Genomic DNA, 12338 nt, shown 5'->3' with positions numbered 1-12338 from the left:
TCCTCCTCTATTTTAAAAGCGATTATTCTTATTAGGATTTGCTTTTTTTGTATTGCACCAAGCTGGTATAAATTGCACTAGCGTTTTAGTGAAATCAAGCAAATCTTTCATAGCAAGCTTCTCATCTATTGCATGTGCTTCTTCTAATTTTCCTGGACCATATATGGCTGTTGGAATTCCGGCTTCCCCTAACCAGCCTGCATCTGTAACGGTTTTTGACATGCCAACAACTGCTGGTGCTGCCATCACTTGTTGATGCACCTGTTCAAGAAGCCGAATCGCTTGGTGATCTCGACTTAATTCCAATGCTGGGAAAATTTCACCTCGCTCTTCAATCATTGACTTGCCGCCCCATTTGAAATACAGAGGATGTTCTCTTAACCATGGATCAGCCATGGCAATACATTGGAGATGATGTTCGATTTCCTCTATAACTGACTGATACGTTTCATTTGGGTAAAAATGGACAGTAATCCACAACCTGCATTCATCTGCAACAAAAGCAGCATGTCTGCCGCCTTCAATAACCGCTGGATTAATCGTATTTGTCCCTGGCAAAAATCCTGCGTATTGTTTTGTTACCGCCCATACACGTTCAAGTTCCTGAAGTCCTTCGATTATTTTCATCATTTTTTCAATCGCACTTGCGCCCTTTATACCACCGCCCGCATGAATCATTTTCATTCGCATCGCATCATGAAAGACTTCCTTGCTTTTTACAGTGATCCAGCCTGTAATCACGCCGCCTTGCCCTTGAATATGCAGATCACTGCCATCGATGACAAGCGCAAAGTCAGCTGTATAGCCTTTCTCTGTACAAGATAGTGTTCCAGCTTCCCCTGCTTCTTCCCCGATAACAGATTGTATCTGCAAATCTCCTTTCAAGGTGATGTCCATGTCATGTAAAAGCTTAACCGCAAAAAGGCCTACGGCAAGTGCACCTTTCATGTCAGATGTTCCGCGTCCATACAGAAAACCATCCTTCTTTGTCAATTCAAAAGGGGGAACCGTCCAGACACTAATATCACCAACATCAGCGACATCTATATGGCCGTTCATAATTAAACTGTTGTAATGAGCGGAATCAATTCCCTTTTTCACGCCAACAACATTCGGGTCATTCGGAAAAACATCCCAGCTCGTTGTTTCAAAACCTGTTTTTTTTAAAAACGCTTCCACATATTGTTGGGCCTCGACTGTATTTCTTGCGGGTGGACTAACTGTCCGAAAGCGAATTAAATCCGAAAGAATCTGTAGAAGCTCATCTTGACGCTCTTCAACTAACGAAGCGACATCCTTCTGTAAAGCGGGCATTTTATCTCCTCCCTTCTATGCCTTCATCATGAAGAAAGCCGCTCTCCAGAATGGAAAGCGGCTGATTACCTACCTGTACAACAAGAATCGTAGTGTCATCAAGCCTACTTCCCTACGCTAGTACTAGCTAGTTCAGGTTCAAAGGGTTGCATCTCAGCCTAAAGGCGCCCCTAGCAGACAAATCTCGATACTATTCAAATATCAAACCAATAAAAAAACCACTTTTACTAAAAAGTGGGCATGAAAGAATAGACAGATTGACTATTCAATAAGCTCCACTTCCCTACGCCAGTATGATCCAGATCAGGTTCAAAGGGTTTAGAACGGCCGTTCAATCTCAGTCTTTTACATAAAGACACCCCTAGTGAAAAATATTGATTCAATGTCATCATAGCATGTATTAGTATAAATGCAAGTAAAAACTTCCTGGCTATATCATCTAACATCGTTTTTTAAACGAGACACCAAAGACAATGTTCAGGTAAGAATCAATTCCATCACAATGATTCAATCAAACTGATAAACGATAGAATCCACAACTGGCTGATAGCCAATGTCCATATAAATATGGTTGGAGGTCGGATTCGAGAGATCTGTATATAGGCTGCAAAAGGAATAGCCTTCATCTAGCAGCTGTTGACTCAATGCTGCGACACAGGCGCTTGCATAGCCTTTTTTCCGATAGATAGGAGGTGTATACACGAGGCCTATCACGGCGCCATTTTTTGTTGAACGAACTTTTTTCGCGATTGATACTGGTGTTTGTTGATCATCTTCCCAAATATAAATCGTTTCTAACTTAATACCTTCTTCAGCAAATATACGCGCCTCTTCAGGTGTAAAAGGAGTTAATGTTGTTTTACTAAAATCGTAAACCCAATCTCTTAAAAAGGCCATATCTTGTGGGAGGGCTTTCCGACAGCGTCCTGTACTACGCTTTTTTTCTATTACTCTATCTAAACGATAGATGCGTTGTCTCATATTTATTGTATAAGAAAGGTTCTTGCGCGCCGCCCATTTTTCAGCAAAACAATGAGCTAGATCAAGAGGACCAATGACGCTTGGCAATACAATTTGTTGCGTACTGAGATAGGAGACAGCATAATCGATGCCTGCCTTATTAACTGAATTTCCTGCTAAAATTAAATGCAAGGATGTTTTAATCATAACAAGTACAATGCCATTCGCATCCTCTACAATAGCAAACAAATCCTGCTGTGAGTGGTTATCCTGCTCTAGGATCCGATAAAGAACCCCTAACGACAGGTTATTCGCTGCTTCATTTTCCAACAAATATGCTTCTCCAACTTCCAACAACTTTGACGCTGAAGCAAACCTTCTTACGTTTATTTTAATCACTCCTGTTCTTCTGTAGGTGCCACTAATTCAACCTTTATGCGATCAGGATCTTCAAAATAGACAGCAACATGATTCTTTCCTCCTGCAAACGGATGCTGATCTTCATAAAGAATAGGAATCCCTTTATTTTTAAGTTTTGTTGTCATTTCTACTACATGTTCAATCGATTTTGCGTGAAAGGCCAAGTGATTTAAACCAACACGACAACGATGATAAGGAACATCTAAAAACCGTTCCTTGGCCTGAACAAAGACTAAATATGTTTCACCACACTTCCAGCTTATCCCTCGTTCCCACTTTTGGAATACTTCATAGTCAAGCTCTTTCAAAAACCAATCCCAAAATCGAATCGATCGCTCTAAATCGGATACATAAATTTCAAGATGGTGAAGCAAGATGAACACGTCCTTTTATTATCACATTACAATAATGATGTTCATTAAATAGTACTTTTTAAAAATCGATAAGCTCCTCATGATAAGTTTGAACAAAAAGTCCTTCACCATCAAGCCATTCGGCAAAAAAAATACCATCATATTGCACTATACTATGCTTTATTAATTGTTTTTTTAACCATTCTTCATCAAAATTTAGTTCTTTTAATTCATCCCAGAGGACTACCCTATCTCGGATAATCGTAACGGGAACAGAAACAGTCTTAGGGGCAAAATGAAAATCTTCTTGTGTCGTTTTCTGATATTTTGACTTTTTTAAAATACTAATAGATCCATTTGATTCAAGAAAACAAAAAGCTACCTTTCGAATTGAAAATGTTTCACTTTGTCTTAACAAGCTTTGCAGCTGGTTTATATTCATATGATTTTTTTTGAGCTCATTTCTATCAATAATGCCATTTTTTATTAATGCTGCTGGTTTTCCTTCAAATATTTTTCTAAAACGCAGCGATTTACGTCCAATATATTCAACAATAAACAGAAGCCCCCCCCATAAAAGCATCGTATATATAATTGTGAATACATTAGCATTTGGATCATATAGCGCATTTCCGAGTATTTCACCTAATACGATTGAAGAAATAAAAGTAAACGGGCTTATTTGATTGATAATCTTTTTTCCTACCAATTTTATTATGAGAAAAAGCATGATAAACCCAACGATTAATTCCTTTGTTAATTGAAGGTAGCTCATCGTAAAGTAGACTCCCTTTGATTATCATTTATTACTCCCTTTTATCCAAACGTACGTCATCTTATACAAAAAGGCTTCATATCATTTATTTTTTCAATACTTTCATTTTATTCCAAAAAAATACAAACGCAGAATAAAAACCTTCTATAAAATAGCATTTCAGAAGGTTTTTTCACGTTATTATGCAAATATATGCTTAAAGTTTTCCACTTGGCTTTTAATCGCTGTTTCGGTTGGAAGCCTCTCAATACTGGAAGCACCGTAAAAGCCTACAACGCCATTTGTTTTGCTTAATACGTATTTTGCATCTTCTGGTTCTGAAATGGGACCGCCGTGACAGATAACGAGAACGTCGGGATTAACAGATTTGCCTGCATCATGGATTGCTTGAATTTTTTCGACGCAATCATCAAGCGTTAGGGCTGTTTCGGCTCCAATCGTTCCTTTTGTCGTTAGTCCCATATGGGCAACTAGCATGTCCGCTCCAGCCTTAGCCATCTGAATCGCATCCTCTTCATTGAATACGTATGGAGTCGTATATAAATCAAGCTCATGGGCTAATCTGATCATTTCTACTTCTAACTGATAGCCCATCCCTGTCTCTTCTAAATTTTTACGGAAGATGCCATCAATAAGCCCAACTGTAGGAAAATTTTGGACACCTGAAAATCCAATATCTTTTAACTTTTTTAGAAAAACATCCATACGGCGAAACGGATCGGTTCCACACACACCAGCTAAGACAGGTGTATCGTTTACAACAGTTAATACTTCGCCAGCCATTTCCTCAACAATTTGATTCGCATCACCATATGGCATTAAACCTGCAAGTGATCCCCTTCCAGCCATCCGGTATCTGCCAGAATTATATATGACGAGCAAATCGACTCCTCCAGCCTCGGCGCTTTTCGCAGATATTCCTGTTCCTGCTCCCCCGCCGATAATCGGCTTGCCCGCTCTCATTTGCTGTTCTAACTTTTCTATAACGTCTTGCCTCGTAAGACTCATTTTAACTTGTCCCCCTTCATCATCTCGATTAATTTTTCCGCCAGCGCAATCGCAAATGCATCATCATTTAAGTCTGTATTCATCTCTATTACTTCAACTTTCTGTTCATCAATGTGCTTTTTTAATGTATCGAATAATACTTGATCTTCCTCAGGCCCATAAAAAGGCTGCCCTTCCACATCGATCATCGACACCCCTTTTAACGGTAAAAATAAAGCCGTTGACCCATTTGCAGCATTTAATTTATCGGCAATGATTTTTCCGAGCTGTTCATTCTCTTCTTTCGTTGTTCTCATTAACGTAACAGTCGGATTATGCTTATATAGTTTGCGATCTTTAAATTTGCTTGGTACTGTATCGATTGCACCAAAATTAACCATATCAAGAGCGCCTGTTGAAACGACCTGTGGTATCCCATTTTTCCCCGCAGCTTCTAAACGATCTTTGCCAGCAGAGAGAACACCGCCAACTAATTCATCACATAATTCTGTTGTTGTAATATCTAATACACCTTTAATAAAGCCTGAATCAATTAAACTTTCCATTGCTTTGCCGCCAGAGCCTGTCGCGTGAAAAACCAAAACTTCATAACCGTTTTCTTCTAAATGCTCTCTCGCCTTTGTCACACATGGAGTCGTAACTCCAAACATCGTTGCAGCTAGCAAGGGCTTTTCATCCATTTGAACTTGATAGTTTGCTTTTGCTATTCCAACAAGTGCATATGCTGCATTCGCTAAAATTTCTGCAGAAAAAGAGTTTATTCCCGAAATATCTACGACAGAATTTATCATGATGATATCTTTTTCGCCTACATACGGTTTAGTATCACCTGAAGCAACAGTAGAGACCATTATTTTCGGGATTCCAATTGGCAATGTTCTCATCGCATATGTTCCAATCGTTGTTCCTGCAGTCCCTCCTAAACTAATTATGCCCTTAATTCTTTCGTTCTCATTCATCTGTTGAACAATCTTGGCCGCACCTTTCATCATGACATCAATTGCTTGTCCACGATCATTGTTGCTAATTAGCTTATGAATAGATGATCCTCCGGATTTCGCAACCTCATCACTTGAAATATCTGGACTAAAATAAGGTTCGCCTTTAACGCCTGTATCAATCACTACTGTTTGCAGCCCTTCTTTTATAAATATGTCTTTAATAAATTGAAATTCTTCGCCCTTCGTATCCAACGTTCCGACGATAACAATTTTTTCGTTCAAATCATCACCCCCTATTTGCTTTACCAAATAGTGTGTACAAAAAACAACGGAAATAATTAAGTTTTATTTAAATAAGAGGTAAATTCTCTTGAATACTTTTTTGTTCTCACTCCCAAACTAAGCTTATGAAATCCTCAATGAAAGGAATGTACAATTCTCTTCTCGAAGAAACTTGCCTATATAGGCCACAAATAAATTTCATGTTACTAAAGAGAAAAATATATTGACGATTGAAGTGTCCCATGTTACCTTATAAAGGTAAATAAGCCCAAAAGGGGAGTAGCGACCGGAAACGGTTAATGAATCGTCATGACAGCGAGTATGTTCGCTCGGTTCATTAAGCTTTGTCACCACAAAGTACGCAAGACCTTTTTATAAAAGCTTACTAAGCTTTTATAAAAAGGTCTTTTTTGTTTCTTTTTAAAGGAGGATGTTCATTGGTTTATTTTATTTTTAGTTTATGCGCGATTGTAACTGTCATAGCTGCGATGAAGCTATCCACTTATGCAGATGTGCTCAGCAAAAAAACATCTTTAGGCGGAATGCTGATCGGAACGGTTTTTTTAGCAGGTGCGACTTCATTGCCAGAGGTAACGACCAGCTTATCGGCGGTTATTATTCATAACCCTGATATAGCGGTTGGAAATGTATTAGGCAGCAACATGTTTAATTTGTTTATTTTAGCAATGTTCGATCTGTATTTTCGTAAACAACAATTTTTAAGAGAAGCAGAAAAAGAACACTTTTACACCGCAGGCATCGGTTTAGTGTTAGCAATTACTTCACTTATTGCTTTAAAGCTAAAACTGAACATAACGGTTTTGGGGATTGGAATTGACACGTTGCTCATTATCGTCATTTATGGCGTTGGGATGTTCGTATTAACGAATCTACCAAAAACAGACAACCCTGTTCATAGAGAAATGAAGCAAAATGACAGCAACGATACAGCAATTTCGTTAAAAAAAGCAATCTGGGGATTTACTCTAGCTGCAATGATCATCTTAATGACTGGAACAATTTTATCGATTGCTGGAGATAAAATTGCCGTTATCACTGGACTTGGTTCAAGTTTTGTCGGCAGCTTTTTAATCGCTGCAACGACATCGCTGCCTGAAGCTGTTTCCGTTCTTATTGCCATTCGTCTCGGCAATGATAGATTAGCAATAGGTTCCATACTCGGCAGCAATATGTTTAATATGCTTATCCTTAGCGGTTCTGATATATTATTTCGAAAAGGAGCTATTCTTGCACACGTATCATCTGTCCATCAAATTACTGCTGCAGCTGTTAGTGTGCTTTCAATTATTATTCTTTTCTCACTCACTCGGAAAAAGCAGCACTCATCTTTTATTTACGCTCTGCCATCCCTTTTGCTAATAATACTTTACTTTATTTCATCCTACTTCATTTTCTCCTATTAACTTTGGAAAAGGATGGAATTGAAAAATGGTTCCTATTTTTCAAATGAAACGTAATATTGCATATATCTAAAAACTTTGTCATAGCTAACTTATTTTTTTTAACGTAAAATAAAATATAGAAATCATTTTAGGAGGTTGTTCAATTGGCAACGAATTTTGAGCAATATTTAAAACACAATCGACAAAAGCATTTAGACGAATTATTCGATTTTTTACGTATACCGAGCATTAGTTCATTATCTGAACATAAAGAAGATGTAAAAACATGCGCAGAATGGCTCGCTCAATCACTAATGAGTGCAGGGCTTGAGAATGTGAAAATAATGGAAACCGATGGCCATCCTGTCGTTTATGGAGATTGGCTTCATGCGGAAGGAAAGCCAACAGTCCTAATTTACGGCCATTATGATGTTCAACCTGTCGATCCTCTACATTTATGGGATACACCGCCATTTGAGCCTACTATTTCAGATGAAAAACTGTTTGCCCGCGGTGCAAGCGACGACAAAGGCCAAGTGTTCATGCACGTAAAAGCAATTGAAGCCCTTCTTCAAACTACTGGAGCTTTGCCAGTTAACATTAAAATGATGATTGAAGGTGAAGAAGAAGTTGGAAGCCCAAACCTTCCTATCTTTGTTGAAAATCAAAAAGATTTACTTGCTGCTGATGTGATTGTCATCTCAGATACAGGAATGATTGAAAAAGGAAAACCAACTATTTGCTATGGACTTCGTGGGTTATGCGGAATGCAAATTAATGTAAAAGGTACAAAAGGCGACCTCCATTCAGGCTTATATGGCGGCGGTGTTCAAAATGCTGCCCATGCAATTGTGGAGCTTTTAGCTTCATTCCGTGGCAAAGATGGGCGGATTTTAGTAGACGGATTTTATGATAAAGTAGTTGCGATTACGGACAATGAGAAAAAAGCGTATGAAGCCTTACATACTGATGAGGAAAAACTGCGTCAAGACTTAGGTGTACCAAAACTATTTGGAGAAAAAGGCTATACATTTAATGAACGTACTTGGGTGCGTCCTACTCTTGAAATTAACGGAGTGTACAGCGGTTTTCAAGGTGAAGGGATAAAAACAGTGCTGCCGTCGGAAGCAGCTGCAAAAATTACGTGCAGACTTGTTCCTGACCAAGATCCAGATGAAATTTTGGCATTAATAGAAAAACATATTGATGCAAATAAACCAGAGGGTGTCACCGTGACAGTTGAACATCTTGATAAAGGAGCGCCATATGTAACACCATATGATCATCCGGCGATCCAAGCAGCAGGGCGAGCTTATGAAAAAGTGTATAACGTACCGACATCCTATACGAGAGGCGGAGGCTCTATTCCTATCGTTGCAACCTTCGACCAAATTTTAAATTTGCCGGTTGTTTTAATGGGGTTTGGGCTTCCTGATGAAAATTTCCACGCTCCGAATGAGCATTTTCATCTCGAAAATTTCGACAAAGGCTTGCTAACAATTTGCCATTATTGGTACGAACTAACAGATGCGATGTAATCAACCTATCTATCTCAAAAATAAAGTGAAACTTCCATCAGTGGGGGGATTCTCTCATCCCCCTCTGATGGGAAGTAGAACAAAGGCTAAGTCGCAACGTCCTCGAAAAAGAAAATCGCTTTTCCTTCGTGCGATGTATCACTGCCAAAGCTTTCCTTGTCCTGTCGCAACGCTTGAATGACCTACATCCTCGAAAAAGGAGAGCACTTTTTCTTCGTGCGATGCTGATTCAAGAAGCTTTCCTTATCCTGTAGGCCGGAACCAATCGGACACTGGCAGTTCCCCCCACCTCTTACTCCCCGAGGTGGGGGTCTTACTGCCAGTTAAATGTGAAAAATAAACAGAAAGGCTAATCTAGACAATTGCGTCAAGATTAGCCTATTTCTCGCTTTCGTTTTTAAAATTCTTTTGCTTCATATATTTTTATGGATAAAACCCATGAAATCAAAAAAATGACAACAGTAGTAAAGAGAAAAGTCAACACTAATTGATCAGCTGTAAATTGCATAAAAAATTGTTTTACTGTTTCAACTTGGTCACTAAACACATATAAAACAATTCTCCCAAAAATAATGACGAATACAAAAATGGAGAAAACAATCATTCTAACATACTTTACGCCGAATTTATATAATATTGGATAGTAAAAAGCTGCCATCATTAAAATGATCATGATCCCTACTAAAATCTGCCTCACATCAGCAGATGTTTGTGGAATAAACAAAGTAAAAAGGAAATGAACAAAAATAGTTAAAATTGTTGCGTACAAAGCACTAACAATTGCACCGACATATTTTGAAGAAATGATTTGTTTTCGTGACAATGGCAAGCTATTTAACATGATATGGGATTGATTTCGATCTTCAAAATGGCCGGTCCCTGTAATTAAAAACAGACCAATAAGGCACATTGAAAAAGTTGGAGGATTACCTAATAGACCAAAGAAAATAGCAAAGCCGAATAACATTAGGAGCATTTTCTTCATTAATATTAGATCTTTTACAATCAGGTTATACATGGATATCCCCCTTACTAGTAAAATACATAATATCTTCAAGAGATGGTTTTTCATACAAAACATCATCTCCGAATACTGCTTTTGTTTTTTGGGTGTTGCTAGTGAGTGCTTCAAAACCGACACTCGTTTGACGTATACTTACGAACTCATTTTTCGTATCATCGTCTAATAATTGCTTATCACCTTTTACAATGCTGTATCGTTCCAAAAGAATATCCTTTTCTTGACTAAAAATGATATTGCCTTTATGAATAAATGTAATATAGTCAGCAATACGATCTAAATCAGTAGTAATGTGACTTGAAAAAAAGATTGTTTTTTCTTCATCGAGCATTACATCATGAAAAATATCTAGTATCTCCCTGCGAAAAATCGGATCAAGCCCTGACGTTGGTTCATCCATAATGATGAAATCAGGATGATGAGCGAGTGCAAATACGATCGAAGTCTTCATTTTCATTCCTTTTGAAAAGCTTTTAATCCTTTGATTCATTGGGAGTTCAAACATGTCAATGTATTGTTGAAAAAGGTGATCATCCCATTTTGAATAAAAGGGAGCAATGATTCTCCTTAGTTCTTTGATCGTCAATTCTTCATAAAAGTAATTTTCATCGTAAACAAACCCGATTCTTTCTTTTATCTTTGTGCTATGTTGGAGATTATCGTCACCGAAAATACGAATATCTCCGCTATCTCGTTTAATTAAATTCATAATTAATTTTATCGTTGTACTTTTTCCTGCTCCATTTTCCCCGATAAAACCAGTGATATATCCTTTTTTTATTGAAAAAGAAACATTATTTAATGTAAAGTTTTTATACTTTTTCGTGACATTCATTAATTCTACTGTATTCAACGCTCGTCATCCTCTCTATACAATAAATGGAGCATATCGGAAAGCTCATCAATTGAAATGTTTAACAGCTTGCTTTCTTCAATAATCTCAATCATTTTTTCTTCCATTATCTTCAAGCGCCTCTCTTTTAACAGTTCTTTGTTTTGACCAGCAATAAACGATCCTTTTCCAACAACCGAGATAATAAATCCTTCCTTTTCCAATTCCTCATAAGCTCGTTTTGTTGTAATGACGCTAATTTGTAAATCTTTAGCCAGCTGACGAATAGATGGAAGTGCATCACCTTCTTTAAGTTCCCCTTTAAAAACCATTTCTTTTATTTGCGTAATAATTTGCTGATAAATAGGATCTTTTGAGGTGTTTGAAATAATAATACCCATTTAGTCACCTACAATTGTCTATAGTGTATATATAAAGTATATACACTATAGACATTGAGTGTCAATACATTTTTCTAGTAAAATATTGTAAAAAAAGCCTTATTCGACGTTAATGAGATTTTTTCACATATCATCACTTTGATTGCTCTTGATATACATGAAATGACAAACTTCGGAAAATACTAGTGGAAACGTATCTAAAAGGGGGATTAAAATGAATATCACCACACGCTGCCGTTTGCTCCTATTTTTGTCTTTTATGAGTATTTTCTTATCTGCATGCAACAATAACGCCACAGAGCCTGTGAAAGAGGAAAACAAGCTAATGACAGTAACCCATAACGACAATCAGCAGCAACATATAGAAGAACTTGAAGGAGGATCAGAATTAGCAAGCAGGGTGCAAGAGCCAGTATCATTTTGGACACTGCAGCGCGAATATCCTGATATTATTGCAATTCGAGCAAACAATACACAAAAAATGGCTCTCACCTTTGATGACGGCCCAAGTGAAAAGTATACACCCCAAATACTAGATGTTTTAAAAAAACATCATGCAAAAGCGACTTTCTTTATGATGGGATCAAGAGCTGGGGCCTATCCAGATATTGTGAAACGCATTCATGAAGAGGGACATGCAATTGGAAATCATTCTTATTGGCACCCAAATTTAAATGAAGCAAATATTGATCGAATGAAAAAAGAAATTTCAGATACGGAAAATACGATAGAACAAATAGTTAACATGAAACCGAGGATATTTCGGCCGCCCTATGGCAATTTAACTCGTGAACAAGTAAAAGCATTGGAACAAATGAATTTATCTGCAATCATGTGGTCAGTTGATTCCTCAGACTGGCAGCAGCTTTCAGCTGAACAAATTCAAAAAAATGTCCTAAGCAATATTCATCCCGGCGCCGTTATTTTATTTCATGATGGCGGTCATTGGACACAAGACTTATCTGGTACAGTAGAAGCATTGGATATTATCATTCCAAAACTACAAAATGATGGCATAGAATTAGTAACCATTCCGGAGCTTTTTCAAATAGAAGGACAGCAATAATACATGTTCCAGCGAATTTTATCA

General features: G+C 37.7%; 12 protein-coding genes and 2 riboswitches. Of the genes, 3 read left to right on the top strand and 9 right to left on the bottom strand.

The annotated features are described in order from the left end of the window. Positions 1–12: 12 nt before the first annotated feature. The 6 genes from J2S08_RS11020 to J2S08_RS10995 all read right to left on the bottom strand — a co-directional run bounded on the left by J2S08_RS11020 (position 13) and on the right by J2S08_RS10995 (position 6053). Positions 13–1314 carry an acetylornithine deacetylase gene (locus J2S08_RS11020; protein ID WP_307229473.1) on the bottom strand — a complete coding sequence of 434 codons (1302 nt, stop codon included), beginning with the start codon at positions 1312–1314 and terminating at the stop codon, positions 13–15. 92 nt (positions 1315–1406) lie between these two features. Further along, positions 1407–1496, bottom strand: a riboswitch (TPP riboswitch). An 81-nt stretch (positions 1497–1577) separates the two neighbouring features. Next, positions 1578–1687, bottom strand: a riboswitch (TPP riboswitch). A gap of 134 nt (positions 1688–1821) precedes the next feature. Beyond that, entirely contained in the window at positions 1822–2673 is an 852-nt protein-coding gene (locus J2S08_RS11015; RefSeq protein ID WP_307229471.1) for a GNAT family N-acetyltransferase, read from the bottom strand. Next, the gene (locus J2S08_RS11010; RefSeq protein ID WP_307229469.1) at positions 2670–3068 is read right to left on the bottom strand and encodes a VOC family protein; all 399 of its coding nucleotides are present in this window, start codon (positions 3066–3068) and stop codon (positions 2670–2672) included. The genes J2S08_RS11015 and J2S08_RS11010 overlap by 4 nt, the downstream gene beginning before the upstream one ends. A gap of 58 nt (positions 3069–3126) precedes the next feature. Further along, positions 3127–3822: a YetF domain-containing protein gene (locus J2S08_RS11005; protein WP_307229467.1), complete on the bottom strand. Its 696-nt coding sequence runs from the start codon at positions 3820–3822 to the stop codon at positions 3127–3129. 180 nt (positions 3823–4002) lie between these two features. Further along, complete coding sequence (locus J2S08_RS11000; RefSeq protein WP_307229465.1) at positions 4003–4830, bottom strand: phosphoenolpyruvate hydrolase family protein; 828 nt, start codon at positions 4828–4830, stop codon at positions 4003–4005. Further along, positions 4827–6053 carry a Tm-1-like ATP-binding domain-containing protein gene (locus J2S08_RS10995; protein ID WP_307229464.1) on the bottom strand — a complete coding sequence of 409 codons (1227 nt, stop codon included), beginning with the start codon at positions 6051–6053 and terminating at the stop codon, positions 4827–4829. Before J2S08_RS10995 ends, J2S08_RS11000 begins: the two co-directional genes overlap by 4 nt. Positions 6054–6490: 437 nt before the next feature. Between J2S08_RS10995 and J2S08_RS10990 the strand changes: the two genes are divergently transcribed. Beyond that, entirely contained in the window at positions 6491–7477 is a 987-nt protein-coding gene (locus J2S08_RS10990) for a sodium:calcium antiporter (protein WP_307229462.1), read from the top strand. 143 nt (positions 7478–7620) lie between these two features. After that, entirely contained in the window at positions 7621–8994 is a 1374-nt protein-coding gene (locus J2S08_RS10985; protein ID WP_307229460.1) for a dipeptidase, read from the top strand. Between the two features lie 397 nt (positions 8995–9391). Here J2S08_RS10985 and J2S08_RS10980 read toward each other — a convergent pair whose 3' ends face one another. From J2S08_RS10980 to J2S08_RS10970, 3 genes are read right to left on the bottom strand one after another with little or no spacing between them, the layout of a single operon-like run. Then, positions 9392–10012 (bottom strand): ABC-2 transporter permease, encoded by a 621-nt coding sequence (locus J2S08_RS10980; protein WP_307229458.1) that lies wholly within the window; start codon positions 10010–10012, stop codon positions 9392–9394. Further along, positions 10005–10850: an ABC transporter ATP-binding protein gene (locus J2S08_RS10975; RefSeq protein WP_307229604.1), complete on the bottom strand. Its 846-nt coding sequence runs from the start codon at positions 10848–10850 to the stop codon at positions 10005–10007. Before J2S08_RS10975 ends, J2S08_RS10980 begins: the two co-directional genes overlap by 8 nt. Positions 10851–10864: 14 nt before the next feature. Further along, complete coding sequence (locus J2S08_RS10970) at positions 10865–11248, bottom strand: GntR family transcriptional regulator (RefSeq protein ID WP_307229456.1); 384 nt, start codon at positions 11246–11248, stop codon at positions 10865–10867. A gap of 214 nt (positions 11249–11462) precedes the next feature. Between J2S08_RS10970 and J2S08_RS10965 the strand changes: the two genes are divergently transcribed. Continuing rightward, positions 11463–12314, top strand: coding sequence for a polysaccharide deacetylase family protein (locus J2S08_RS10965; protein ID WP_307229454.1), 852 nt, complete (start codon positions 11463–11465; stop codon positions 12312–12314). Positions 12315–12338: the final 24 nt, after the last annotated feature.

Origin of the sequence: Bacillus chungangensis, assembly GCF_030812995.1 — a bacterium.
Classification (GTDB): domain Bacteria; phylum Bacillota; class Bacilli; order Bacillales; family Bacillaceae_C; genus Bacillus_CF; species Bacillus_CF chungangensis.
Note: the sequence above shows the minus strand (reverse complement) of the source record. Positions and strands in the feature narration are given on the sequence as shown.

Excerpts from the sequence above, each read along its gene's own strand:
- J2S08_RS11000 (WP_307229465.1), bottom strand. The coding sequence starts at position 4,830 with ATGAGTCTTACGAGGCAAGACGTTATAGAAAAGTTAGAACAGCAAATG.
- J2S08_RS11005 (WP_307229467.1), bottom strand. The coding sequence starts at position 3,822 with ATGAGCTACCTTCAATTAACAAAGGAATTAATCGTTGGGTTTATCATG.
- J2S08_RS10965 (WP_307229454.1), top strand. The coding sequence starts at position 11,463 with ATGAATATCACCACACGCTGCCGTTTGCTCCTATTTTTGTCTTTTATG.
- J2S08_RS11020 (WP_307229473.1), bottom strand. The coding sequence starts at position 1,314 with ATGCCCGCTTTACAGAAGGATGTCGCTTCGTTAGTTGAAGAGCGTCAA.
- J2S08_RS10970 (WP_307229456.1), bottom strand. The coding sequence starts at position 11,248 with ATGGGTATTATTATTTCAAACACCTCAAAAGATCCTATTTATCAGCAA.
- J2S08_RS10975 (WP_307229604.1), bottom strand. The coding sequence starts at position 10,850 with ATGAATGTCACGAAAAAGTATAAAAACTTTACATTAAATAATGTTTCT.
- J2S08_RS10980 (WP_307229458.1), bottom strand. The coding sequence starts at position 10,012 with ATGTATAACCTGATTGTAAAAGATCTAATATTAATGAAGAAAATGCTC.